This window comes from Peribacillus sp. FSL K6-5616, assembly GCF_038008245.1.
GTDB lineage: Bacteria > Bacillota > Bacilli > Bacillales > DSM-1321 > Peribacillus > Peribacillus frigoritolerans.
On sequence record NZ_JBBOYT010000001.1, the window covers coordinates 2357979 to 2383797 of the forward strand.

Below are 25819 nucleotides of genomic sequence, written 5' to 3' on the forward strand. Positions count from 1 at the left end.
AGAAAGAGAGATTTTCAAAAATGGAAACCTCCCTTGCACCTGTTAAGAACCTTTAATAAAAACCGTTTTTATGGCTGTATAAAATTCTTTCGCCGCTTCCCCTTGCTCTCGCGAACCCGTGCTTGATGCCTTCATGCCTCCGAATGGGGCTTGCAACTCTACGCCCGCGCTTTCTGCGTTAATGCGGACAAGACCTGCTTCAATTTCATCAATGAATTCCAAAATTGAGCTAATATTTGATGTGAAGATTGAGGCACTCAATCCGTATTTCGTATTATTTGCCAAGTCAATCGCTTCGGCAAGATCGGTTGCTTTCATAAGTGCGATAACTGGTCCAAAAATTTCTGCCTGTGCAATCTCCATTTCGGACGTCACGTCTTCAAAAATCGCTGGTGTGATGAAAAAGCCCCTATCATAGTCTCCGCCAGTTAATATCTCCCCGCCATGTATGAGTTTTGCTCCCTCCTGCTTGCCTTTTTCAATGTACTCTGTGACCGTATTGAACTGGCTTTCGCTTGCACATGGGCCCATCCAAATACCCTCTTGAAGACCGTTGCCCACTGTAATTTTCGCTGCTGCCTTTACCAGTTTTTGTTTGAATTCATCATAGACGGACGATTCAACGACTACACGACTTGAAGCTGTGCATTTCTGGCCGGAAGAACGAAATCCACCGCTGATGACCGCCTCGACAGCTTGGTCGATGTTTGCATCTTTCGTTACGATGACTGGATTCTTTCCACCCATTTCAAGTTGATATTTTATTCCGCGGGCGGAAGCTGATTTTGCGACGCTCTGACCGACACTTTCAGAACCGGTAAATGTGATCGCATTTAAAAGCGGATGATCGATGAGTCCTTGGCCAATGATCGATCCTTTACCGGTAATAAAATTCACAACACCCTCAGGAAAGCCTGCTTTGGTAAAGCATTCCATGACTTTCGCTGCCGTAACGGCTCCCTCAGTAGCCGGTTTCCATACGATTGAATTGCCATAAACAAGAGCTGGAGCCATTTTCCAGATGGGTATTGCAACTGGGAAATTCCAAGGTGTGATTATCCCTACAACACCTAGTGGGGTCCGTTTCGTGAACATTAGTGCGTCTTTATCGGATGATGGTATGACATCGCCGTCTTTCCGCATCCCTTCCCCAGCATAGTAACGCAGGATTGCAACACCTCGTGCCGTTTCACCCTTTGCTTCAGGAAATGTTTTACCCATTTCACGAGTCATGGTTTCAGCAATTTCATCTAGATTTTCTTCCAATATATTGGCTGTTTTAAAAAGGATTTGTCCACGTGCAGATTGCCCGAGCCTGCGCCAATCCCTTTTTGCCTTATGCGCTGCAGCCACAGCTTTATTCAAGTCTTCTTCGGTTGAGCTTTGTACGTAGCCAACCGGCTCTTTGTCCGCAGGATTAATACTTTCGATGGTATTTCCAGAAGATGCATCCACCCACTCATTATTAATGAAATTTTTATATGTTTTCGTTGCAAATGTAGTTGATATCATAATCTTTAGCTCCTTTTACGTTTAGAATGTCGGTCCAATTCTCCAAATGCCAAAGTCATGCTGCTTTAATATCTCCGCTTTTGTTAGTTTTCCATTTGAAACGTGTTGAATTTCCTCCATAATGCGCCTGCCCACTTCATCAACGGTTTCTAACCCATCGACAATGGTCCCAGCATTCAGATCCATATTTTCATTCATCTTTTCAAACATTGGTGTATTAGTTGAGATTTTAATGACGGGTGAAATAGGAGATCCTGTTGGCGTGCCCCTTCCACTAGTGAAGAGAACGATTTGGGCTCCGCCTGCGACCATGCCTGTCAATTGCTCAATGTCATGGCCAGGTGTATCCATCCATACTAGCCCTTTTTTCGTGGGCACCTGTGCATAATCAATGACTTCTTCCAATCTGGTTGTACCTGATTTTGTCGCTGCCCCCAGAGATTTTTCTTCTAGTGAGCTGAGACCTCCCTCAATGTTTCCCGGACTTGGATTTCCGGTGCGGATGTCTACGCCCATTTGAATCGAGCGGTCTTCCATCATTTTAATAACCGCATAAGCTTTTTTTGCTACCTGGCCGTTTGCCGCCCTGTTTGCGATCAAATGCTCAGCACCGATGAGTTCAGTCGTTTCCGCTAATATTGCGGTTCCCCCTTGCTGAACTACCAAATCGCTTGTACGTCCGACTGCCGGGTTCGCCGATAAGCCTGAGCATGCATCCGACCCACCGCATTCTGTGCCGACAATCAGCTCGCTAAAATCACATAATTCCCGTTGCACCATCGAGGCATCCTGGACCATTTTTACCGCAATTTTAGATACTTCGGCAATGGTTTGAAGAGTGCCTCCATGATCCTGGATCGATATGGTTTCCACTGGTTTACCGCATTTGGCAATTTCATCTCCAATGCGGTGCGCCTGATGTGTTTCACAGCCAAGTCCGAGTACAATGACACCATATACATTAGGATTCATGCCCATCCCCGCATAGGTTCTGGCCGTTTGATCATAATCAGTGCCCACTTGCGCACAGCCATGCTGATGAATGAATGTAACGGTTCCGCTCACCAATTCCGTGACGCGCTGAGCTGTTTGAGTTGCACATGTTATCGTTGGCAAAATCAGTACATGATTCCGTACACCGACGCGGCCATCCGGACGGCGGTAGCCCCAAAATTGCATTTTTTCATTCAGCAATTTTGTCACCCCTTCCTCTTTTGCCTTCTAAATTGTGTACATGAACATGTGCACCAGCGGGAATAAAAGCTGAGGCTGCACCTATGACTTCTCCATATTTAATTATGTCTTCTCCTTCTTTGATGGCTTTGACTGCGAACTTATGTCCAAAACGAATCGGTTCAAGGATGGCTACGACAAGTTCTTCAAGGTCTGATTTCACAACTACTGATGTGTTTGCAGGGATTTCGGCTAAAGCGACAGCTACACTATCTTTCCTACTTAAGTAAAGTGTTTTATACTCGCTCATTTTGTCACCCCTTAAATGGTTTGAACTGCTTTACTTTGGATAACCGGGTTGTTTAATACCCCTATCCCTGGTATTTCGATTTCAATCCGGTCATCGCCTTTCAATGTAAATTCATTTGGCGGTACCACGCATGTACCTGTAAGTAAAACGGATCCGTCAAATACAGTATTATCCAAGACTAAATAGTCGACGAGCTCTTCTAATTTTCGTTTCAGTTGGTTTACTTTCGCTTCACCTTCAAATACTTTTTCTTCATTTCGAAAAATCCGGCACATGATTTTAAGCTCATATGGATCCGGAACAGCCTCTTTTAATAAGATGGCCGGTCCAATGGAACAAGAGTTTTTCCAAACTTTTGCCTGTGGGAGATAAAGCGGGTTTTCACCTTCAATATCACGGCAGCTCATGTCATTCCCTGCGATATATCCGAGCACCGTTCCCTTTTTATCGATGACAAGACCAAGCTCCGGCTCCGGAATTTGCCATTTTGAATCTGAACGCAAGTATACTGGGTCATTCGGGCCTACGGTTCTTGCTGCAGTTGATTTAAAGAAAATCTCAGGACGCACTGCATCATAAACTTTGTCATAGAAAGTTTGGCGGTCCAGTTTTCCTTGCGTTGCTTCGTAGTTACGTGCTTCCTTGCTTTTCTTATACGTAACACCAGATGCCCATACTTCCGGTGCGTCGATCGGCGTTGTTAATTGAAGACCTTCCAATGGCTGTTTTTCCCCTTCAGCGACAATTTGTTTTACAATGTCAAACGCCGTTCTGTTTTCACAGCGTGCCGTTGTAATCAACGACATAAAATCCGTAAATGGAAGGTCCACCACATTATTTTCGTTTGTCACGGCAGCAAGTTGTTTTTTGTTTTCATGTACATAGCGAATAATTCTCATTTGTTAGTTCCTCCTAATGGCAGACCTCTTTTTATATTTTTTGATATTCATAACCGAGCTCCTGCGAAATCTTACTGCTGCATTCCTTTAAGAGACGTACATAATACTCATGTGATTCTTCGTTTACTTTCGAAGCTGGCATCGATACACTCATTGCAGCGATTACCTTTCCTGAATAATCTCTTATCGGTACGGCAAGACAGAAAATGCCCGGTTCATTTTCTTCATTATCCATTGAATAACCATTAATGCGTGCTTTTTCGATTTCGGCTAAAAACTGTTCCTTGGATCTAATCGATTTTTCTGTCGGTCCCGTATAATCATAGCCGTCCAAGAGCAAATCCAGTTCACTATCCGTTTTGGTTGCAACAAGAGATTTGCCAACTGCACTTGTATGAATCGGAACACGACGGCCAATACGGGAATACAGGACCGTTACCCCAGTACCTTCCACTTTATCGACATAGACACCTTCCTGCCCGTCCAATATGACAAGGTGCAGCGTCAAATTCGTTGTTGCTGAAAGCCCTTCAAGATGTTTTCTTGCTACATTGCGCAAATCGAGATGGGTCACAACAACGCTTCCCCTCTCCAATAGCTTTAATCCTAGCGAGTATTTTCCATTTTCTTCGCCTTGTGAAATATAGTGATGCTCCTGTAAGGTTTTTAATAGTGAATGAACCGTACTTTTATGTAAATTCATTCTCTTACTTATCTCTGTGATAGTTAGTTCACGCTCACGCTCATCAAATAAATCCAATATTTTCAAGGCACGCTCCACCGATTGGATGATAGGCATCGTTCCTCACTCCTTTTATCATTCTGTCTACCTTTATCTTATCGGATTTATGACGAGCATACCTCACTTTATTTCTACTTTTTTTTCATGGATTATAATATCTTGTTCATAATCAAGTACCGCATCCTCAATGACAGCGATTGGAACAACACCATTTGCTGCATCTGTATGCCCAAACATCCTGTTGCTTGCCGCAACCATTTTTTGTCTAACTTTCATCCGCTGCTTGCGTTCAGCTGCCAATGATTGTCTTTCTTCTTTATAATGATCCGCAAAATCATGAATAACCTTTCCAGAATGAAGTTGAGTAGAATCTACAAAATCAATCCGTCGATCACGAAGCTGAAGGTGAATTACATCCCCTGATTTAAGTAATCCAATGCCGCCACCTTCATACGCTTCCGGGGTCATATGTCCTATGGCAGCACCATATGTGACTCCTGAATAGCGGCCGTCGCTAATGATTGTAGCGATTTTTTTCATAACACGATTTGCATTGATGTGTTGCATTGGTGTAAACATTTCCGGCATTCCGAATGCCACTGGCCCCTGCCCTGAGATAATAACCGCAATTTTCAATGTGCCTGCTTCAACCATCCTGTCAAATAACTCCCCATAGGTAGCGGTTTTTAGAAGAGACCATTCCGGCTCATTGTTGTATTTAAGAGATTCTAGCAATAGATTATGTTCGAATAGCTTTTGCTCTTTTATTTTTGAAAGCAGATTCGAATCGAGCAGGCTTTTATTTGCATCATCTTCATTTTCGTAATATAGGACAAATGCAAGCTTATCGTCGAATTGGTCAAGCTGTGGTGTCGGCATTCCGCTGATTTTTACAACGGCGCTTTCAAAGAAGTTTCCTTTTAATACATCAACACCGCTGAATCCACGGCGTGGATTGGATAAAATGACCTGATTTTTCTTTACATTAACCGCTTTTAGGCTACTTGTGATCGAAAGACGTTCTTTCCAAGTTTTTGCTGCGACAGTCGGCGCATCCTGATCCATTGGAACACCATTCTCAATAAGTTCATGAAAAAGTGTTTCCATTCCTCTGCTTTTCCCGCTGCAACACTGCATCGCAAGTGAATATATGTCCCTTCCTTCTGTCAGACTGTAATCAAATAAGTCAGGAATTGGATGTGAATGATGAATGCGGTCAAGATCCCATAAACTGAATTTGAATCCTGCATAAAGCATGCCTGCGACAATATGCATCATTAAGTTAGTAGAACCACCCGAAGCGCTGTGAATACGGATTGCATTTTTTATGTTCGCAGCGACAATGTTGGCCACGCCGTAGCGCTCTTCGTTTATCATGCCGGCAAAGCTATCAAGCACCGAGTTAATCTGGCGTTGTGTTGGTGGATCGGTCAATAGCTCCACTGCTGGATGAACGAGACCCATGCCTGCCACTAAATGACGTGAACTATTCCCCGTACCATTAAAGGCACATACACCTCCCTGCCCGTCACATGTTGCGACAGCAAGTCTCATTTCAAAGTATTTATGCTGTTCCTTCGTCAATATTCCTCGTTCATAGGCCCGTTCAAACACGCCCTGGAAAGCAGTATTCGATGAACATTGCAATATATATGCCATCGTATCTCGTAAATCTACGGCTACATCGGCTGCTCCTTTACTTTCCGCTTTTTTCGCAAGAGTTTCCAATTCTTCAATCACGTCAGCTGGAATCGAACCGCCTTCCAATACGTGAGCAGGTGCGAATGTTGCGAAAAAGGGCGCTTCACCACGGTTTCGACGAACACGATCAACATGTGCGAGTGCACTTACAACACCAAGAGGCTGTTTATCACACCCTTGAATGACGAATGCACCATGATAACTGTGAGCTTCTAGCTGGTTGACAACCATTTGTGCAACCGCGTTTCGGCTCTGGAGAGAGTAACTCATTCCTTGATTGTTTTGCGCCGTGCCATCACACATCACCGGTGTCGAGAAATGAAACGGCACACCGCCGTTTTGCCAAATGCGGATTGCTGCCCGTGCTGACGTTTGGTAATCCATTATATGGGCCGGATGATCGGACGAACCACCGATTATTGCGATCCGCGGGGCATTCCTCTCTAGCCGCATATAAATTTCTTCAAGCGTCCAATCAGGCTTGCCCCCTTCATATGTGGAGCCAAGCGTCAGCTTTGAACGGTCCAACAGACCTGCAACCGTAATGGGTTCATTTGCTTTTCCCTGTACATTATCGCGGTAAGGGTTTATCCCGTTATCAATTAGTGGATATAGGTGTGTCATTTCAGCGCTCCTTTTCTGATTTCAAATGATTTCTTCCATTCTCTAAAAATAGTAAAGAAGGTTTTTAGTCTAGTGCCAATTCTTCTGGTTCTGATAGGATTTTTAAATTTTTGTTTTTTAAAGCTTCTTCCATCATGCTTTCAGAAATCCAAATTTCACCGATTTCTAGCGTGTTTTTTATTCTTACGACTCTCACTTTAGTTAAGTCAAATGCATTGCACGTTTTGATGGCAGCTTTAACAGCTAATTCCTGCGTATCCAAAAACATCGGGAGCTTTACTACATCTGTCACTGTGCTTGTGAGTGCATTGGCATAGCCTTTTTCCCATTTGATTTCATTCATGACGGCCTTCGTCGTCATATCAGCCATGCCGATGCCGTTTGCATTACCGTGAGTTTTTTCAGTAAGTCCAAGTACAACGGTCCGTTTAACGTCTGGTCCCCCGGTAGCGTATGGAGTGGCGAAGTTACCCGTTATATTCGGATCCATTCCATCCCCCGAAATATCCTTTCCGAGTTCATTTACAATAAGTACGTCGATCGAATCGAAATGTATTTTCGGCATCAATGATTTTGCTTCAAGCAACAGTCCCGGTTCCACTACCTCCAGGTCCTCAGCTGGGACTGCGACGATTTTCGCCGGTTTATCATAAGCATTTTCAATCGACGCAAGACCAAATATGATAGGAGCTTTTGACAAGGAAACCTTAGCCATTTCAGGGACATGTTCCGCCATATACTTAAAGCTGTATGCATGTGCAGCTTCGGCTCCCTTTTGCTTTCCTAAACCGATAGTTATCATTTTCATAAGTCCGCTTTCAACCGGTCCGCGAAATGCTGTATGTGGTTTTATCCGATTAATGACTATGATTTTATCCGATTCGTAAGCAAGTTTATCAATATAGACAGGGAGGCCATTTGGCAATTCATCCAGTTTAATAACTTCCATCGATGACCTGATAGGCGCTCCAACCGCTTCTTCTGAAATACCCAGCTGAAGCAACACATCGATTTGCCCTTCCGCCGTGGCACCACCATGGCTTCCCATTGCAGGTACGATGAAAGGATTACCTCCCGCCTCCTTAACGGCAGCCACCGTTTCTCTTACTAATGTAGGAAGGTCCGCTACCCCTCTGCTTCCTACTGCAATTGCCACCCTGTCTTCTTCATTTATTCTTGATAAGACACCTGCTTCTTTTATCGCCTTCTTCACCTCACCGGCTACATCAGCGATTTGAGGTGTACGAAAATTCTGCCTCACTTTGACCATTTTCGGTAATTGGATTTCACGTAAAAGTTCAGAGATAATATCCATTTTCTATCCTCCAAACAATCTGGATTATTTATCGCGTACTTTTTCAACTTCGCTCATCATTTCCTCTACAAGATCCGGTCCGAATTTCTTGGCATATTCGTCCGTCACTGGTTGGATGGCCTTCTTCATTTTTTCCATTTCTTCCGGCTCTACTTCATTGATTTTCATTCCTTCTTCTTTTAGATATTTAAGTGCCTTTTCATTTTCTTTTTGGTTAACTTCCCGTTGATACTTTCCAGCCTCTTGTGCGGCCTCACTCATGATTTCTTGCTCTTGTTCTGATAGGTCATCCCAGAACTTTTTACTTACAAGGAATACAAATGGTGTATAAACATGATTTGTAAGACTTAAGTATTCTTGCACTTCATTATATTTTTGCGTTTGAATTGTTGCGAGTGGATTCTCCTGACCATCAACAGTGCCTGTTTCCAGTGCAGTAAACACTTCTGAGAAAGCCATCGGCGATGGATTCGCCCCTAACTTTGAAAATGCATCTAAATGCACTTCATTTTGCATGGTACGAAGTTTAAGCCCTTTGAAATCTTCAGCCGTTTTAACAGGGTGTTTACTGTTGGTTAAGCTTCGGAAACCATTTTCCCAGTATCCCAAACCTACTAAATCATGTTCCGGTAATTTATCCAAAAGTTTTTTTCCTACTGCACCATCAAGTACTGTATAAGCTTCTTCTTCATCATTAAAGACAAAAGGGAAGTCATAAATTCCAAATTCCTTAATCATACCAACAAGTGGTGAGGTTGAAGGAACAGTTACTTCCTGTAAGCCACCTTGAAGAGCTTCTGTCATTTTCTGATCATCTCCGAGGGTGGCATCAAAAAAGTTTTGGACTTTCATTTTCCCCCCGCTTTTTTCTTCAACCAGTTCTTTAAATTTCTCCATTCCTTTTCCTTGTGGATGCATTTTACTATTTCCGATCCCTGCTTTGATTGTTCTTTCCTGTATACCGTCAGCTGAAGCGCTTTCATTCTGTCCGCTTCCACAAGCGCTTAATAATAGTAATGAAGGTAGTAGTACTCCAACCGCCAAACGTTTGAACAAATTATTCATTTTCATTTTCCTCCTATAAAATAAGTTGAATACCAGCAAACAGACCCATATACTTGTTTAATTCCGTTAGGAGGTAAACCATTCTAGAGGAACCAGCACTAAGGAAGGAAACAAAATCAACAAGATCAATATAATTACTTCCACGAGCAAGAATGGCCAAATCCCCTTCATGATTTCTTCCATACTGATCTTACTTATGCCGCACATGACATTTAACACGGTTCCGACCGGTGGTGTAAGTAAACCGATGGCGTTATTCAGGATAAACAGGACACCGAAGTAAACTGGGTCAATACCTGCAGCGACCACCAATGGCATCAATACTGGCGTTAGAATAAGGATTGTCGGCGTCATATCCATAGCAGTTCCAACTACGATGACCAATAAGTTTATCATTATTAATAGAAGGAATGGATGATCCATAAATGGCTCCAGCAATTCAATCACCTGAGCAGGTAAATCGGCTACAGTTATCAGCCAGGATGACACGAGTGCTGCGGCGACCAGAAACATGACAACACTTGTCATTTTTCCTGCATGAACAAAGACCTCATATAAATCTTTCACTTTCATTTCACGATAGATTACTAGACCGACAAATATTGCGTAGACTGCAGCCACTACTGCCGCTTCAGTCGGTGTGAATAAACCGAATTTCAATCCACCAATGATAATGACGGGCAGGAATAGAGCCCAAATGCCTTGACGAAGAGAGGTAAGTATTTCTTTTGTTGAAGCTCGGGGGTTAACGGCGACTTTATCTTTTCGTGCAACAATGGACCAGGTAACCGTTAGTCCGACCGCTAGTAAAATACCAGGAACGATTCCTGCCATGAACAGCTTTGTAATGGACACACCACTTGCGACACCAAAAATGATAAAGCCAATACTCGGCGGAATGATCGGGGCAATGATACCACCGGATGCAATCAACCCACTTGACCGGTTCACATCATATCCTGACTTCACCATCATGGGAATTAATATAGCTCCAAGCGCTGCTGTATCGGCAACAGCAGATCCTGATAAACTTGCAAACAACACACTCGCAATGATCGCAACATAGCCAAGGCCTCCCTTGATATGGCCAACCAAGTTCATTGCCATCTCAACGATACGCCGTGATAATCCGCCCCTATTCATCGCCTCTCCTGCAAGCATAAAGAACGGTATGGCCATTAGAGGGAAGTTATCGGCGCCACTGATTAGATTTTGTGCGATTATTTGACTATCAAAAATACCAAGGAAGTACATTAACACTACACTACTTACAAGTAAGGCAAAGGCAATAGGTATTCCAAGTCCCATGGCTCCCAGTAAAGATCCGACAAATACACCTATCATCCCTGTTTCTCCTCCTTGACAATCCTAATATCTGAAGCAAATTCATCAGTATGGAGAGAAATTAGCTCTTCTGACTCACTTATCATCACCAATTCTTCGTCTTTAATTTTATTGAAGAAAATCCTATACAAATTGAAAATGATCATGCTGCCCATTGACACACTCACAAGAATACCTGTCCCATATACAAATGCCAGTGGCATGCCGGTGGCCGGGGCAGTACTGTCAATGTTTATCAATGTCATTTTCCAGCTGCCATCCAAGATTAGGATGAGAACGAATAACATCATCAAATCACTAATAACTAGAACCACTTTTTTCATCTTATTCGGGAGTCGTTTGATGACCATATCGACACCTAAGTGTTCTTTATTTTTGAAAGCTCCGATGGCGCCAAGGAACGTCAACCAAATAAAGAGATACCTTGACATTTCTTCTGACCAAGTAATCCCTGAATTAAAGAAATAACGAAGAACTACATTACCAAACACGAGTACGACCATTATTGCTAAAGCAACTGCCATAATAATGTTTAACGAATTTTCCAAGATTCTTGATATTTTATTCACCTATACATCTCCCCCTTCCTATCTAGAGCGCCTGCTTCATTCTGCTTGTATTTTACCGACAAGCTCCTTCGCCCAGTCATTTTTCTCAAAGACTTCATCATAAACAGGTTGAGATGCTTTTAACATTTTTTGTGAAAAGTCTTCGTCAGGCTTTGTAAATTTGATTCCATTATCCATAAGATATGCTTTGTCATCTTCATAACTTTTTTCCATCAAATCAAACTCATATGCTGCCGACTCCTTTGCTGCTTTTTGAATGATTTTTTGTTGCTCCTTTGTTAGCCCTTTATAGAATTTGCTATTGATAATGTAAATATTGGGGCTGAACATATGCTTGGATTCCAGTACATCACTTTGTACTTCATTCCACCCCGAGGATCTCAGTGTGGCTATGGGATTATCTTGAGCATCAACAACCTTTTGTTCAAGTGCGGTAAAAACTTCTGAAATAGGCAATGGGCTAACATTTGCCCCCAATGATTCACCTAATTTTATGTAATTCGGGATGTTCGGCATTCTAAGTCGAAGTCCATCAAAATCTTTCATTCTCTTAATTGGACGATTACTCGAAAACATCCTAAATCCGTTTGCACTCCATGCGAGCGGTGTCACCCCATGCTTTGGATCAAGATCTTCTGTCAATTCCTCTCCTATAGGTCCATTCAATACCTTCTTTACATGATCGTAATCCCTAAATAGGAAGGGCCATTCCGGAACACCCATTTTAGGAATGTCCGACTGCATAATTAGCCCTGGAACGCCCATTTCGATCGTTCCGTTTCTAACGCCGTCATAAAATTCTTTTTCTGCACCTAATGTACTGTTCGCATAAATCCGAACCTCTAGTTCACCATTACTCTCCTTTTCAACCATTTTTTTGAACTTTTCTTTCAAAGCAATGTTTTGAGGATGATTTTCAGCAAAATAATGTGCCACTTTTATAGTTTTCTTTTCAACTCCAGATCCACTGGTTTTTTCTCCCTCACCTCCACCACATCCTGATAAAAGGAATGTCATTGCAAGAGTTAAGCTTGTGGAAAATACAAAAAGCTTATTTTTTTTCAATAAAAACCCTCCCCTGAGTTTTTTGTAAGCGTTATCATTTGTGGCTGATCTTAAAAACTTCTCCTCACCCTTGTATAAGCAAAAAACAAATTGTTTTATATTATAAAACACAGTTTTTGTTTTATTCAGAGTAAGGATAAAACACTTCACTTCTCATTACGTTTCACAGGTTAATTCACTTTTTAAGCCATTACTTTAATAAAATAAAAGGTTAATTTGTTCTATAATATAAAACTCGGTTTTCGAATTTTATATCTTACGTTGATTATAAGCTCCCATTTTTACTAATGTCAAACCATTTTTTGAATTTTATAACAATTTAACAAATATTCTATTTCACTAATTAATATTTACAGAGATTTTTAGAAACAAAACGGGAAAGATAAAAGTCGTTTTTTTCTATATTAGAATATTTATAGGATAGAAAATCAAGCAAAACCAGGTTTCCCTTAAAATACATACAATATGAACCCCTCTTACAACAGGTTAAAGACTTAAGGAATAAAAACTCCAACGAAGCTTTTAAAGTCTCATTAAATATATATTTAATTATTACCGATATATAAAACATGGTTAATATATAACACGGGGAAGGAATAAACAAAGATGAATAAACTCAGTACGAAAATAGGTTTTGTTCTTTTAACAGGCATGGTCATTACATTAATTGGAAGTTTATTATTAATGTATAAAAGTACAAATGATACGGTTGAGAAAACAATCGCTATGAGCAGCTTAGACATTGCAAGCAACATCTCTCATGCAATAAATCCAACATCTTATGCTGAATTTTTAAGTAATCAATCCGAAACCTCTACATATTGGGAGATACGCGAGCAGTTAGACGATTATAGACAAAAAACTGGAGCATTATATGTATATACATTGGGAATTGACGAAAATAACAAAAAAGTCCATATTCTTATAGACGGAATGGGTAAGGGAGATAAAAAAGCATCTCCCATTTTAACACCCACAACCGCAACTTCATTTCAGGATGTAGATAGCGTCATGAAGGGAAAGGTTACTACCACTTCCATCGTTCATGATCCTGAATATGGTGACTATTTATCCGTTTTCGTTCCCATAAAGAATGGGAACGAGGTCATTGGAATTCTAGGGGTGGATATCGATGCCAGCAAAGTCGATGCTACGGCCAGCACGGTTCTGGGTGGCATCCTTCCCCTGATGATAATAATCAATGTAATTATTGACGATCGTAGTGGGTGCACTAATATGGTTCTTGACTAAAAAGTTAAGCCCGCTTCTCAAGGTCAGCTTGGCTGCAAAGGAAATCTCAAATGGAGATTTATTAACAGCCAATAAACTGATTAGCAACACAAGGGTTAAGGGAAATGACGAAATCAAGGTTTTAGTGAAATCCTTTGAAGAAATGATCACCAATACAACTATGATCGTCAATTCCATGAAAAGCTCATCACTCGAATCATCAAGTGATATCGAGCACAAAATCAAAGAAATGGATACTTCCACACAATATATCGTTAATGGGATTCAGCAAGTTTCAGGAGCTGCGGAAGTACAATTGCACAGAAGTGAAGAATCATCGAGGGTCATCGAGGAAATGACCATAGGTATACAAAGAATTGCCAAAGCTTCTTCAGAAGTCAGCGAACAGACAAATCATGTTTCAACTAGGATGTCCATTGGAAATCAAGATATAAATGAACTCTCAAATCAAATTCTGCAAGTAAAAGATGTGATGCTGCAAACAAGTTCAAGAATAAAGAATTTGGACGAACAAGCAAATGAGATTGTGAATATTGTACATGTAATTACAGGAATTGCCGAGCAAACAAACCTGCTATCACTAAATGTGGCAATTGAAGCTGCTAGAGCCGGTGAACAAGGTAAAGGTTTTGCGGTGGTATCGAACGAGGTACGGAAATTGGCAGTGGGCACGAAGGAATCTGCCATCCATATTCAAGAGTCCCTGCTTCATTTTAAATCCATCATAAATGAATCAGTGAAAATGATGGAAACTGGAACTAATGAGGTAGAGGAAGGGACAAAATTTGTGCTGAATACAAGAGAAACTTTTAAACAGACTATAAAATCTTTTGAGCATGTTAGTGATCAGATTCAAGAAATATCAGCCATTACAGAGCAAATGGCAGCAAGTTCTCAGGAAATCAATGCTTCGATAGAAGATTTTGCAGGGTTGACAAGGGAAACGGCAGTGGCTTCAAAGCAAGTGGCACAATCAACCGATCAACAAGCGAAATCCATGGAGGACATTTCCTTCTCCACCTCCTCAATGGTTAAGCTCGCTAATGACCTGGAAACATCTGTTGAACGGTTTAACGCTTAAACATCTCTAACCACTATTCTATTACTATATCAAGAAAGGGATTTTGCTATTCATGCAAAATCCCTTTCTTACTATTTTACTTAGTTGATTTTAGTTTCAAATCACCTTCATAAGGTATATGTTCCACTGTTATCGTTATATCTTTTCCCTCTTTATCTTTACCGATTCGTTTATACGTGAATTTATTTTCATTAAGCTCTGTAAGTTCAAGAACTGCGCCATATTTATTTTCCCCTAGTGAAACATGTGCTCTTATCTTATTTCCGTGAACAACATCGTAATAGCCGTAATCACCACGGCTTTCACCGGTTTTAGCATCAAAAAATTCATACTTATTTGTTTTATCATCATATTTTGCAAGACCTAAATAATTCGAGTTATAGCTTGATACATCATTTCCCTTTTCATCCAATGCCACTGTTCCTTGCCATGGGGTGCTTGATAAAATTTTATCTCCATCAACATCTGTTTCTACGTCTCCAGTGTAAGTTTCCAAATTTTTGTCTGGATCTGTAAAGGAAAGTTCTGTTTCCTTATAAGGAATATGATCAACAAACACCTCTACGTCATTTCCATTAGCATCTTTACCCATTCTTTTATAAGTAAACATATCCTTATTCAGTTCTGTTATTTCAACAACGGCCTGGTAACCCATCGATTCTGAAATTAACACTCGCATCTTCCCATTGGTAATAAAGAAAGTTCCCTTATCACCACGACTTTCTTTTGTATTTTTATCAAAAAATTCATATCTGGATGTTTCATCGTCATATTTTGCGAGACCAATAAAGTTAGCATTCTCCTTTGTTAAGTCATTATTATTCTTATCATAAACTTTTGTACCTTGCCAATTCGTGCCACTAAGAATTTTAGTCAATTCCTGGCCTGCTGTTAACTTATTTTCTTGTTTACTTTCTTTGGCAGTTTGTTCCTGCCCCTGTCCACTATGACTGTCTTGTGCGTTTGTGTTACATCCTGTTAGGGCCAATGTTAATCCAAGTAGTATAGATGATGAAATTTTTGCTTTTTTGTTCATTTTTTCGTCTCCTCATATCCTATTGTGATTTTAATTAATTAGCGGTGCAATTGACATTACAAAATGAAAGTATCGCAATCTGGTTATTTTGCTCCTGCTGTTAATAAAATTTGTTCAATCTCTTTAAATCCTTTTTCGCGGGCATGTTGTAAAGGGGTAATATTATTATTATCAGGAATGTTGACAACTGCACCATGATCTATTAACAATTGCACTGTTCGCTGCTGTTTTCCATCACCATCATTCAAAATGATAGCTTCTAGCAAAGCTGTCCAACCAAGATCATTTACATGATTCACATCAATATCAGTTTTAGTTAGGAGTTCTTTAATAACCTCTACATATCCATGTTCCGAAGCAGGGATTAAAGCCGTTCCTCCATAACGGTTGGTTATGGACGGGTCGGCACCTGCTTCAATCGCAAGTTTAAGTATATCTAGATAACCTTCAGCACCGGCATACAAGAAGGGGCTATTTTTCATGTCATCCTGAATGTTGACGTCTGCACCCGCTTCAATAAGGATTTTTGCAGACTCTGCATCGTTCTTATAAGTCGCAATCATAGTGGCGGTTCGCCCTGCCGAGTCCTGTGTATTAATATCTGCACCTTCCTCAATCAAACTCCTTATTCTTTCCGTTTCTTTTCGTTCTACTGCTTGAATCAGTAATTCATTCATTCCCTTTCCTGACTCCTTATGCTGTTTATTTGGCTCTCTTTCGCTATCTAAGACACACCCTTGAAGGATGAATAGGCATCCGATGACAATCGTTAGCCGTCTCCACATGAAACACACCATCCTTTCATCTGCCCAAATGGATTTTCCGTCATCTTGATGCACCAAAAATGACTTGTGCTATAAATGTGTTTGAGGTAGCATGAGTATTTTTCTCCCTTTTTATTTTTTAGTTGCTTTTATTAATCCGTCTCCATTATATTAGTGCTTAATCTTAAACTCCCTCTAAACAATTTCTTAAAAATTGATTAACTTATTCATAAAGTTTCTTAAGGTTTTATAAAAAAATCCCGTCACCTTCGTGACGGGTCATAAAATATACTAATTAAACATTAAAGCGATACCCTGCTCCCCAAACAGTTTCCAAAAATTTAGGATGTGCAGGATTTCTTTCAATTTTTTCACGTAGTTTCCTGATATGGACAGTGACAGTTGAAACATCCGCAGCCGATTCCAATCCCCAAATATTTTCATAAAGCTGCTCTTTACTTAATACTTGATTCGGATGCATGACAAAAAACACTAAAGTATCGAATTCCTTTGTTGTAAACGGGACCACCTCCCCGTTTATGTGAACCCTGCGTGCTGACTTATCTATTGAAATTCCATGGACATAGATTGAATTAGATTTGGGGTGACTTCCTGATAAACGTTCATAACGCGCTAAGTGCGCTTTCACTCTTGCAACTAGTTCACTTGGACTAAAGGGCTTTGTAATATAATCATCCGCTCCTAGTCCAAGCCCCCGAATTTTATCAATATCTTCCTTTTTCGCAGATACAAGCAAAATCGGGATATTTTTGACAGCACGTATTTGTTTGCATATCTCAAAGCCATTTAACCCCGGAAGCATGATGTCCAAAATGATTAAATGATAATTTCCTTGAAGGGCCTGTTGGAGACCTGCATCACCAGTGTGTTGAATATCGACACTAAAATCACTAATTTCCAAATAGTCCCTTTGTAATTCAGCAATACTGACTTCGTCTTCAATAAGTAATATCTTTTTCACATTTCCTCACCTTTCTTTATGGAAAAGAATACACTTGTACCTTTTCCTACCTCACTTGTAGCCCAGATATCTCCTCCATGCTCGTCGATAATTTTTTTTGCGATTGCAAGTCCTAAACCACTTCCACCTGTCAGGGAATTCCTAGATTGCTCAGCCCGATAAAAGCGGTTAAAAATATAAGGCAAAGCGGAAGATTCTATTCCATAGCCATTATCTGTTACTTGTACTACTACATCATATAGTCCTTCATGCAGAGAAATGGAAATGTGTTTTTCATCTTTATTCATATACTTTACACAATTGCTGATCAGGTTGGCCAATACGCGTTTCAGTTTCTCTCTATCCGCAGACACGTATATCGGTTTATACAGCTGTTGAAGTTCAATTTGTATTCCTTGTTGAAGTAAATCCAGTTGAAGCTCTTCTACATAGTCTTTCAAATATTTATCCATTCTGACCGTCTCAAAAGTGAATAGTTCCTTTTTTAAATCCAACTTCGAAAATAAAAACAATTCATCTATCAATGAATCCATATCCCTTGCTTTCAGGTATACCGTCGATAAATACTTTTCCATTTTCTGCGGGGTATTTGCTACCCCGTCTTTTATCCCCTCAACATATCCCATAATCGAAGTGATGGGTGTCTTCAAATCATGAGAAATATTGGAAAGAAGTTCTTTGCGATTTTCCTCATACTGAAGCTGAAGGTTTACGGACTCTTTTAACTTTTTTCTCATTTCCTCAAATTCCCTATTCAATTGTCCGATTTCATCATTGGAAGTCGCTTTGATTTCAAAGTTTAAATCTCCTGATTTTATCCGCTCCGCTCCCTCTTTAAGTATTGAGATAGGTTTGATGATGCTTCTTGAAACTAAATAATTTAAAAGTCCAATAATCATTACCAACAGTAATAACAATAGGGCGAATAAAATGGGAAATGACTCCCGAATCAGCTCGGCATAGGAACTTGCCTTTCTCATGACAAAAATGCTTCCTTCACTTTTATCCGAAAAATAAAAATCAAACTTCACATAAGTGAAAAAAGAGTCTTTCATTTTGATTGTGTCCCGGGTATTGATGTTCGTTTCTTCGAACATGGGAAGTGATTGAACCAAGCCTAGCTTATCAAGTGCGGGTGACGCATACTCAATGTCATTAACTTTTCTAACGACAATCTCAATATCTCCATGTTCAAGCTTCTTCAGCTGCTCTTCGTTCAGAAGCTGTTCTGGATTATTTTTTGCCAAAAGCTTTAAATCGAGAAACACACTTTCTTCTGCTGCAGTCAAAGGTTTTTGGAGATAAGAGTTTTTATATAGATGCTCTATCGATTTTACATCACCTGTTATTGCAAAAATAAGTAAAAATCCAGCCGCTAAAAATAAAGTGATGGAAATAAGAATTACGCCAACATAGGACATCAGAAACCTCATTTTAATTGACAAATATTTTCACCCCGTATAAAATCTCTCGTTTTCTCTTTTATAGAAGAGTTCACCGTTTATCTGCTGTTCCTGCATTTCCATGAATAATTTTCTTAGAACTTAAAAAAACATATCACACAAATCTTAAAATTTTCTAAAATACTTGGAAAAAATCCTATTCTATTTTAGATCTATATTTTTTTATTTGAAAAACTGAATGCTAAAATCCGCTTCCTTACCGCCTTCTGTCTGCCAAACCTCCTCGCCGCAAACATCTAGCGGGGTATCGAATAGCCAATTATTAGGCAGGGGTCAGGGGTGACGCATATTTCTTCAATTTTTTGAGGTTTCATAAAACAATAAGAACCTTGAAGAGCGAGATTTCAGAAATCCTTCCGCCGTCTCGGCTAGCCAGTTTTTCGGCAGGGGTGACGCATATTTCTTCAATCCCATTGGGTTTTCAGTATTAAACAATAAAAAATCATGCTGTATAACCAAGTCTTCATTTAGTTTACCTGTGGTTTTTTAATTTATGAAAGTTTCAGATGATTTACGAAATCAGCGCCTTTTCGCCGACTTTTTATCAAGCTTCCTCGACGCAAGCATCTAGCGGGGGACCGGCTAAGCTTGTTTTTTGTTAAAATATTTTTTAAACACCTTTTATAATAATGATATTATTTATAAATTATCCAAGAATTATATATAGCTGCACTTCAGTATTTTCATTAAAGATACGAAATTAATTAGGCGAAACCTTTATCAAGCACACGGAAAAGATCATGAAGGTTTATTGGTTTACTATTTGTCCCGATTTGTGAGACATAGAAAAAAGCGAACTTCCCCTTAAGGAAAGTCCGCTTTTTATAAATTTCAAGAAAAGTTCACCCGTTCTTCTCATTAATTTGGCGAGACGATCATTTGGTCATCCAATCTAATATCGTCAATCGACCAAAACCAATTATTTTTCGCATTATGCATTCTCCATTGTAATTTCATAGAAGATGCATCTTCAGGAACATTAATCGATTTAACTTCATACTTATTCAAGACATGTCCATTTTTATTATCCGAAGCTGCTTTATTGTCATAAACGAGAACTTGTTGTTTTTCCCCATTATCAAAGACAGCAGTTACTTCAGCTGTTTGTGTTCCTTCTTGTTTATAGTGAGAAGCAAATCCTACGTATAGATCTTTTGCACCCTCAACTTTTACAGAAGGGGAAGTTAATGTACTATCAAAAAAGCCTTTTGATGCTGGTGAACCGTTATCATCCCATTCATCAGGATCCGCTACTGCTATAACACCTTGTCCAAGTTCAAATTTGCTACGATCTTGGTCTTCCGCTTTTGTCCAAAATTCCTTTGTTGTGAAGCTCCACCCTTGCCACTCCTCTGTACCAGCTGGCATATTCGAGCTATTTGTAACCGACCAGCCGTTAGGAGCTTTATGGCTCCAACCGAGAATGGAGCTTGGAATGTTTTCATTCACTGCTGGCTTTAATGCAGAGTCCAATTGGTCAAAACCTTCTCCAAGCATCATGTTGACGAATACATTTATATTCTTGGAGCCAATTATTTGGCCGCCCTCGTAAGCAGTAATCGTGAATTGAGAAGAACCGGAACTTTCTTTACTAGGTATAGCTTTTATTGGCAAATTCTTTTCTTCAGATCCTGAAAGCTCATATTCAAGTTCATTGTGCTCCACACTCCACCCTTCAGGTGCATCAACTTTAATTTTTCCTTTTACACTATCATTTCCAAAGTTTTTCATCTTCACTTGGAGTGTAGTCGATTCACCTGTCGTTACTAAAGAAGGAGAAGCCTGTGCAGAGACCATTTCCAGTGCTTTTGTCTGACCATCAGCCAGTAACACCTTTTTACTGCTATTGTTAAATGAATCCAGTGCTTGTACCTTAATTTCATAATCTGTACCTGGCTTAAGCCCGGCTACAGGGAACTCTAAATTCTTTGGCACAGGATCTTGATAGAATTCAGAAAATGCGGTGAAATCTGCGTCTAGTTCCCCTGTTACCTTGTTTTTAGCCGTTATGTGATAAGAATGTACGAGCAAGTTATCTTTCGCCTGTGGAAATGTCACATTTAAACTTCTTAGTGTCGATTTTTCTTTTACAATCGAAGCCTTGTCTTTACCTGCAAAAGACGGTGGCAACTGATCTCGGTCGTCTGTATATTTAAATTTATTTTTTTTAGAAGGATTTTTTATTACCCATGGTTTTCCTGTCCAATCGTCTTTATGAAAGTCACGTTTTTTAATGATAACTTCATTATTATAAACTTCTACAATCATTCCTTGACTAATATCACGATATCCTTCTGGATGAAACCCTTGAAGTTTGCCCGGTTCCAATTCCAAATAACTTACAGAAGACGTGCCAACAGACGTAAAGTCTTTTTGATGAATCGTTCTGGGGTCTTCAAGTGGATAATGAGAATGGCCTGAAAAAGTAATAACTTGTGGATGTTTCTTTAATGTATCATATAAAAGTTCTTTGTTTTCCTGAGTCCCCCACAAGTCACTTCCATATACCGTGTCTTTTATGTGTTGATGAAGAAAAACAAAGATTGGTTGGTCCGGATTCTCTTTTTCTGCTGCAGCTAACTTTTCACCCAGCCAGTTTATTTGATTAACAGAATATAAACCATGCGTATTACCATTTTCGGGACTTAACGTAATAAAATCATATCCATTTACTTTTTTATGATAGTAAAGGGAATCCATTCCTGATTTCTCGAGAAAACGATCTTGTGCTTTTTCAACGGAAAGTCCATTCCAATAATCATGGTTTCCCATTGTAAACATGGATTGGACATCAGCTTGTTTCTTCTCATTATAAATGGAGAAGAACTTATCATATTCAGTAGCGTATCCATAGTCCGTTAAATCCCCAACGACAACAAAAGCATCCTGTTTAGGCGCAGCTTTGTTTAATTGATCCATGGCTGTTCTAAACTTGTTCATATCAGCATTTGATCCATCATCAATATGTACATCACTGATTACAGGAAAAACGAGCTCCGGTTTACGTTTATTTTCTGAAATTGAAGATTCCGAGAATGCTTGTACACTTGATAAAGAAGTTGTTAATCCTACCGTTACAACTGTCAACATTGCAGCAAATTTATTTTTCGCTTTCAAAATCAATTCCTCCTACTTATCGGTTAGCCCCATACATTATGTAATCATTTTGCAAAAAGACAAATATCCTCCTCATTTTTAAATTTTTAGGTAATTACCAATTAAAATACTACCTTTGCATTATTAATAAAATATAAGAACAATGTAATTTATCTATTAATAAATCAAAAAAAGGCCTATGGCCCGTATTCGTTCCATTAATGGGAATGGGGTACTATCCCTTCACTGTGTATATACCCATAAAATGGTAAAATTTATAAAGGTGGTAAATAATTCCAAGGTGCATAGAAACACCAATTTTTGTATGTTAAAGTCTAGAAGAAGGAAAGGGGAGAGAATGTTATAAAAAAATTATTAAATATTGGGTTGGCAGTAACACTTGTTTTTGGACTGTTTTTTGCGATTGCACCCATGAATAAAACGTATGCCCTGTCCTATGATAATACAAATCCTTATTCGACAGGCTGTGTGAATAAAAGTCCAATCACCTATGAAACAGAATATATTTATAAAAACGGTGTGAAAATTGGATATGTTCAGCTAAAAGGAAGTGCGTATTGTCATACGGCTTGGGGATACTTAAAGTTTTATTCGGCTGCTCCGTATGATTATTATGCAAATGTTTGGGTGGATAGTTTTAATGGCACGACAAAGAGAGCATTTACAAGTTGTGCCAGTTCCGGTGGTAACGGTTGGATCATGAAAGGTCAGACGTCCTGTTATACTGCACAATTATGGAATTTAGATCCGTATAATGCTTTGGCCAAAGCAGGTATTTATTCATCAAGTGGAGCTCTCATTATTTCTGCGAACACTGGTCGTTATTAATAGGTATAAAAGGGGTCCTGACAGAGAAAAAGCCTCTATAACAGTCGATTCCATGCAGTTTATTGACAAAAGGCATTCGGAAAGAATTTATTCCGAATGCCTTTTATGAATTTAATCGCATACCATGCTTTTTTGCATCAGCGAAAATACGATTGCAGGTAACTACTTAGTTTGAACCAAGACAATTTCGTCAATAATCGGAATCTCTCTTTTTAATAAAGATAAGAAAGTGTCTTCGATTATATTGTCGATTTCACAAACCGTTATGGCAGCACCATTGATTTTGGAACGTTCATTGGCCATACGGGCTATATTGATCCCTTTTTGATAAAGAATATCCGATAATTCGGCAATAACCCCTTTTTGATCGGAATGGCGAATCACAAGTGTTGGCCGTTCTCCTGAAAATTTAAATGGATATTCATCGAATTCCTGAACCTCCACTTTTCCACCGCCTAAAGAGCTGGCCAAAACCTTTACAGTACGTGCGTCCCCTGTCAATTCTACGAGAACGGTATTCGGATGATAGCTTCCGAGCACCCTTTTCGTGAATTCATATTGTAAGCCATTTTCCTCAGCAATTTTTTTTGCATTTGGAATGCCATCATCCATGGTAGATAACCCAAGAACACCGGCCAATAAAGCTAGGTCTGTACCATGGCCTTGATAGGTTTCGGCAAAAGAGCCCATCAGCGAGAACTTTACATATATTGGATTTTCATTTAAAAGCTGGCGGGCAATATTCCCGATCCGAACAGCCCCGGCTGTATGGGAACTCGAAGGGCCAACCATTACGGGCCCGATGATTTCATACGCACTTTGGTATTTTGCCGGCCCACTGCCACTAGTTTTTCCGTTTAGAATCTGCTTCTTTAATTTTTGCCCGGTCGGAGTTCCGGCAAGACCGCCTTTCCCGGTTTCTCTCAACGATTCTGGCATTTGCTGCCCGACTTCATGCATCACATGGATCACTTCATCCGGTGGGATGACGCTGGCTATCCCGGCTAAAGCCATATCTGCTGCGGCTTGGGCGGTAATTGCATGTAAACCGTTTCGGATGATGCACGGAATTTCCACCAGCCCTGCAACCGGGTCACAAACCAATCCCAATGAATTTTTCAAAGCAATTCCGACGGCGTTTCCAACTTGCATTGGTGTTCCACCGGCAAGCTCCACCAGGGTGCCGGCCGCCATCGCGGTTGCTGAACCGATTTCAGCTTGGCACCCGCCGGCTGCCCCTGATATCGAAGCTTTATTTGCAACAACTAAGCCGAGGGCAGAAGCAGTGAATATGGACTGGACAATCTGCTTTCGGGTAAATTTCCCGCTGTCAAGGGCGTGAACAAGAACAGCGGGCAAGATTCCCGCTGACCCAGCTGTTGGCGTCGCCACTATCCGCCCCATTGCAGCATTTACTTCTGATACAGCGAGCGCATTTGCTGCAACTTTCAATGTTTTAGCATTGACAAAGGAATTACCGTTTTGGGCATACTGATAAAGACGGTTTCCATCCCCGCCCGTCAAACCAGTACGCGACATGACCGGGCTCTTTGTACCTCTGCGGACAGCCTCCTCCATTACAATAAATTGTTCTGCCATTTTTTCGATAATCGTCTCCCTGGAACAACCTTTCTGCTGTACCTCTGTTTTGATCATCAATTCCGAAATAGTGGATTTTTCCTGCTCAGCTCGTTCAATTAACTCTTTTAAATTAGTAAAAGACATGTGATCACCCCTGTTAAGAAGAAGGTTCCCACGCTGGAAGCATAAGAACCTCTCCTTTTTTCCCTTTGTTTACTTCTGTCCAAAATATTCTGCAACTACAGCTGCCATTGCTTTTGCCGCGATGATCAAGCTGTCCTCATTAATGACAAATTTAGGATGATGGTGAGGATAAACTGGACCATCATCCGGCATTGCGCCGACATAAAACATACTGCCAGGTATCTTTTGCAAATAGTAAGCAAAATCTTCTGACCCAGACGTTGGCGGTGTTTCCACTAACGCTTTGACTTCGGGAATTGCAGCATTTTTAATTCCGTTTACAACCAGTTCCGTCATGGCTTTATCATTCACCAAAACAGGGTAATCATGTGAGTATATTAAGTCATAGGTAATGTCAAATTCTTGAGCAAGCCCCGCTAGAATTCGCTTGAATTCCGTTTCCACTTTAGCGCGAACTTCACTGGACATGGTTCTAACGTCTCCTTCAAGTTCCACGCTGTCCTTTATGACGTTAAATGATCCCTTTCCATCAAACGAGCCAATCGTTACTGTCGCCATATCAAAAGGATTGATTCGGCGACTGATGATCGTCTGGGCTGCTACAACAAAGTGGCTTGCTGCGACAATACTGTCATTGCTTGTATGCGGCATCGAACCATGTCCGCCTTTTCCTTGGATTTTCACTTTGAAATACGAGCGCCCGGCCTGCATTTCTCCAGCACGATAACAGACTTCCCCAGTCACCGACAGGGACATGAGATGAATACCGAAAATACTATCCACACCTTCTAAACATCCATCTTCAATCATGGCGATTGCTCCACCTGGAGGCGTTTCTTCCGCAGGCTGATGCAAGATAACGACGTTTCCTCTTAATTGGTCTTTCATTTCGATTAATGCTTCGGCTAAAATCATTAAATAGGCAGTGTGCCCATCATGACCGCATGCATGCATAACACCTGGATTGCTCGATTTAAATGGTACATCTGCCTCTTCCATAATTGGCAGTCCATCAAAATCGGCACGCAGGGCAACTGTTTTACCAGGGAGTCCGCCCTCGATTGTCACAACCACTCCATATCCGCCAACATTTGTCCGTATTATTACACTCTTATCTTTATAAAAATCAGCAATGTATTGAGCCGTTTTTTCTTCTTTAAAAGATAATTCAGGATGTTGATGGAGATATCTGCGAATTTCTATCATTCTTTCTTTTTTCTCTTCAAGTTTTTGTAATAATTGATCTAACATCT

Annotated in this window: 21 protein-coding genes; 3 read left to right on the forward strand and 18 right to left on the reverse strand. The window is 40.3% G+C overall.

Annotated features, from left to right (window positions below; translation table 11 throughout):
* Positions 1 to 42 precede the first annotated feature (42 nt).
* From gucD to MHB45_RS11325, 11 genes are all read right to left on the reverse strand, one after another.
* On the reverse strand, positions 43 to 1512 hold the full coding sequence (gene gucD, locus MHB45_RS11275; RefSeq protein ID WP_048679742.1) for an alpha-ketoglutaric semialdehyde dehydrogenase GucD: 1470 nt from the start codon (positions 1510 to 1512) through the stop codon (positions 43 to 45).
* Positions 1513 to 1533: 21 nt separating this feature from the next.
* On the reverse strand, positions 1534 to 2691 hold the full coding sequence (locus MHB45_RS11280; RefSeq protein ID WP_048679869.1) for a UxaA family hydrolase: 1158 nt from the start codon (positions 2689 to 2691) through the stop codon (positions 1534 to 1536).
* Positions 2692 to 2695: 4 nt separating this feature from the next.
* A complete protein-coding gene (locus MHB45_RS11285) occupies positions 2696 to 2995 on the reverse strand; it encodes a UxaA family hydrolase (protein WP_048679745.1) in 300 nt (99 codons plus the stop codon).
* An 11-nt stretch (positions 2996 to 3006) separates the two neighbouring features.
* Positions 3007 to 3894, reverse strand: coding sequence for a fumarylacetoacetate hydrolase family protein (locus MHB45_RS11290; protein WP_048679749.1), 888 nt, complete (start codon positions 3892 to 3894; stop codon positions 3007 to 3009).
* 31 nt (positions 3895 to 3925) lie between these two features.
* Entirely contained in the window at positions 3926 to 4693 is a 768-nt protein-coding gene (locus tag MHB45_RS11295) for an IclR family transcriptional regulator (protein WP_048679752.1), read from the reverse strand.
* 63 nt (positions 4694 to 4756) lie between these two features.
* The gene (locus tag MHB45_RS11300) at positions 4757 to 6961 is read right to left on the reverse strand and encodes a dihydroxy-acid dehydratase domain-containing protein (protein WP_048679755.1); all 2205 of its coding nucleotides are present in this window, start codon (positions 6959 to 6961) and stop codon (positions 4757 to 4759) included.
* Positions 6962 to 7025: 64 nt separating this feature from the next.
* Positions 7026 to 8276 carry a lactate racemase domain-containing protein gene (locus MHB45_RS11305; RefSeq protein WP_048679757.1) on the reverse strand — a complete coding sequence of 417 codons (1251 nt, stop codon included), beginning with the start codon at positions 8274 to 8276 and terminating at the stop codon, positions 7026 to 7028.
* A 24-nt stretch (positions 8277 to 8300) separates the two neighbouring features.
* Positions 8301 to 9347 carry a TRAP transporter substrate-binding protein gene (locus MHB45_RS11310; protein WP_048679759.1) on the reverse strand — a complete coding sequence of 349 codons (1047 nt, stop codon included), beginning with the start codon at positions 9345 to 9347 and terminating at the stop codon, positions 8301 to 8303.
* 60 nt (positions 9348 to 9407) lie between these two features.
* Positions 9408 to 10685 (reverse strand): TRAP transporter large permease subunit, encoded by a 1278-nt coding sequence (locus tag MHB45_RS11315; RefSeq protein ID WP_048679762.1) that lies wholly within the window; start codon positions 10683 to 10685, stop codon positions 9408 to 9410.
* The gene (locus MHB45_RS11320; protein WP_048679765.1) at positions 10682 to 11254 is read right to left on the reverse strand and encodes a TRAP transporter small permease; all 573 of its coding nucleotides are present in this window, start codon (positions 11252 to 11254) and stop codon (positions 10682 to 10684) included. The genes MHB45_RS11315 and MHB45_RS11320 overlap by 4 nt, the downstream gene beginning before the upstream one ends.
* A 36-nt stretch (positions 11255 to 11290) precedes the next feature.
* Positions 11291 to 12319: a TRAP transporter substrate-binding protein gene (locus tag MHB45_RS11325; protein WP_226990408.1), complete on the reverse strand. Its 1029-nt coding sequence runs from the start codon at positions 12317 to 12319 to the stop codon at positions 11291 to 11293.
* Positions 12320 to 12925: 606 nt separating this feature from the next.
* Here MHB45_RS11325 and MHB45_RS11330 point away from each other — a divergent pair.
* Together MHB45_RS11330 and MHB45_RS11335 are read left to right on the forward strand one after the other, a co-directional pair.
* Positions 12926 to 13570, forward strand: a complete 645-nt coding sequence (locus MHB45_RS11330) for a hypothetical protein (protein ID WP_081088613.1) — start codon at positions 12926 to 12928, stop codon at positions 13568 to 13570.
* Positions 13563 to 14651, forward strand: coding sequence for a methyl-accepting chemotaxis protein (locus MHB45_RS11335; protein ID WP_048679771.1), 1089 nt, complete (start codon positions 13563 to 13565; stop codon positions 14649 to 14651). Before MHB45_RS11330 ends, MHB45_RS11335 begins: the two co-directional genes overlap by 8 nt.
* Positions 14652 to 14727: 76 nt before the next feature.
* Here MHB45_RS11335 and MHB45_RS11340 read toward each other — a convergent pair whose 3' ends face one another.
* The 5 genes from MHB45_RS11340 to MHB45_RS11360 all read right to left on the reverse strand — a co-directional run bounded on the left by MHB45_RS11340 (position 14728) and on the right by MHB45_RS11360 (position 22013).
* Positions 14728 to 15687, reverse strand: coding sequence for a DUF4822 domain-containing protein (locus tag MHB45_RS11340; RefSeq protein WP_048679774.1), 960 nt, complete (start codon positions 15685 to 15687; stop codon positions 14728 to 14730).
* An 83-nt stretch (positions 15688 to 15770) separates the two neighbouring features.
* Positions 15771 to 16472: an ankyrin repeat domain-containing protein gene (locus tag MHB45_RS11345; RefSeq protein ID WP_048679776.1), complete on the reverse strand. Its 702-nt coding sequence runs from the start codon at positions 16470 to 16472 to the stop codon at positions 15771 to 15773.
* Between the two features lie 274 nt (positions 16473 to 16746).
* Complete coding sequence (locus tag MHB45_RS11350) at positions 16747 to 17433, reverse strand: response regulator transcription factor (protein ID WP_034307161.1); 687 nt, start codon at positions 17431 to 17433, stop codon at positions 16747 to 16749.
* The gene (locus MHB45_RS11355; RefSeq protein WP_048679780.1) at positions 17430 to 18878 is read right to left on the reverse strand and encodes a sensor histidine kinase; all 1449 of its coding nucleotides are present in this window, start codon (positions 18876 to 18878) and stop codon (positions 17430 to 17432) included. Before MHB45_RS11355 ends, MHB45_RS11350 begins: the two co-directional genes overlap by 4 nt.
* 876 nt (positions 18879 to 19754) lie before the next feature.
* Positions 19755 to 22013 carry a metallophosphoesterase gene (locus tag MHB45_RS11360; protein WP_053087363.1) on the reverse strand — a complete coding sequence of 753 codons (2259 nt, stop codon included), beginning with the start codon at positions 22011 to 22013 and terminating at the stop codon, positions 19755 to 19757.
* Positions 22014 to 22424: 411 nt separating this feature from the next.
* Here MHB45_RS11360 and MHB45_RS11365 point away from each other — a divergent pair, with 411 nt between their 5' ends.
* Positions 22425 to 22841, forward strand: coding sequence for a DUF2690 domain-containing protein (locus tag MHB45_RS11365; RefSeq protein WP_063594989.1), 417 nt, complete (start codon positions 22425 to 22427; stop codon positions 22839 to 22841).
* A gap of 162 nt (positions 22842 to 23003) precedes the next feature.
* On the opposite strand, the gene sdaAA is transcribed toward MHB45_RS11365, so the two are convergent.
* Both sdaAA and MHB45_RS11375 read right to left on the reverse strand, forming a co-directional pair.
* Entirely contained in the window at positions 23004 to 24566 is a 1563-nt protein-coding gene (gene sdaAA, locus MHB45_RS11370) for an L-serine ammonia-lyase, iron-sulfur-dependent, subunit alpha (protein ID WP_072273062.1), read from the reverse strand.
* A 69-nt stretch (positions 24567 to 24635) separates the two neighbouring features.
* Positions 24636 to 25817 carry a M20 family metallopeptidase gene (locus MHB45_RS11375; RefSeq protein WP_048679790.1) on the reverse strand — a complete coding sequence of 394 codons (1182 nt, stop codon included), beginning with the start codon at positions 25815 to 25817 and terminating at the stop codon, positions 24636 to 24638.
* Between the last annotated feature and the right edge of the window lie 2 nt (positions 25818 to 25819).

What these genes read in the sequence shown, in the direction of transcription:
- gucD (WP_048679742.1), bottom strand. Translation starts at nt 1,512, where the DNA reads ATGATATCAACTACATTTGCAACGAAAACATATAAAAATTTCATTAAT.
- MHB45_RS11280 (WP_048679869.1), bottom strand. Translation starts at nt 2,691, where the DNA reads ATGCAATTTTGGGGCTACCGCCGTCCGGATGGCCGCGTCGGTGTACGG.
- MHB45_RS11285 (WP_048679745.1), bottom strand. Translation starts at nt 2,995, where the DNA reads ATGAGCGAGTATAAAACACTTTACTTAAGTAGGAAAGATAGTGTAGCT.
- MHB45_RS11290 (WP_048679749.1), bottom strand. Translation starts at nt 3,894, where the DNA reads ATGAGAATTATTCGCTATGTACATGAAAACAAAAAACAACTTGCTGCC.
- MHB45_RS11295 (WP_048679752.1), bottom strand. Translation starts at nt 4,693, where the DNA reads ATGCCTATCATCCAATCGGTGGAGCGTGCCTTGAAAATATTGGATTTA.
- MHB45_RS11300 (WP_048679755.1), bottom strand. Translation starts at nt 6,961, where the DNA reads ATGACACACCTATATCCACTAATTGATAACGGGATAAACCCTTACCGC.
- MHB45_RS11305 (WP_048679757.1), bottom strand. Translation starts at nt 8,276, where the DNA reads ATGGATATTATCTCTGAACTTTTACGTGAAATCCAATTACCGAAAATG.
- MHB45_RS11310 (WP_048679759.1), bottom strand. Translation starts at nt 9,347, where the DNA reads ATGAAAATGAATAATTTGTTCAAACGTTTGGCGGTTGGAGTACTACTA.
- MHB45_RS11315 (WP_048679762.1), bottom strand. Translation starts at nt 10,685, where the DNA reads ATGATAGGTGTATTTGTCGGATCTTTACTGGGAGCCATGGGACTTGGA.
- MHB45_RS11330 (WP_081088613.1), top strand. Translation starts at nt 12,926, where the DNA reads ATGAATAAACTCAGTACGAAAATAGGTTTTGTTCTTTTAACAGGCATG.
- MHB45_RS11340 (WP_048679774.1), bottom strand. Translation starts at nt 15,687, where the DNA reads ATGAACAAAAAAGCAAAAATTTCATCATCTATACTACTTGGATTAACA.
- MHB45_RS11345 (WP_048679776.1), bottom strand. Translation starts at nt 16,472, where the DNA reads ATGTGGAGACGGCTAACGATTGTCATCGGATGCCTATTCATCCTTCAA.
- MHB45_RS11365 (WP_063594989.1), top strand. Translation starts at nt 22,425, where the DNA reads ATGAATAAAACGTATGCCCTGTCCTATGATAATACAAATCCTTATTCG.
- sdaAA (WP_072273062.1), bottom strand. Translation starts at nt 24,566, where the DNA reads ATGTCTTTTACTAATTTAAAAGAGTTAATTGAACGAGCTGAGCAGGAA.
- MHB45_RS11375 (WP_048679790.1), bottom strand. Translation starts at nt 25,817, where the DNA reads ATGTTAGATCAATTATTACAAAAACTTGAAGAGAAAAAAGAAAGAATG.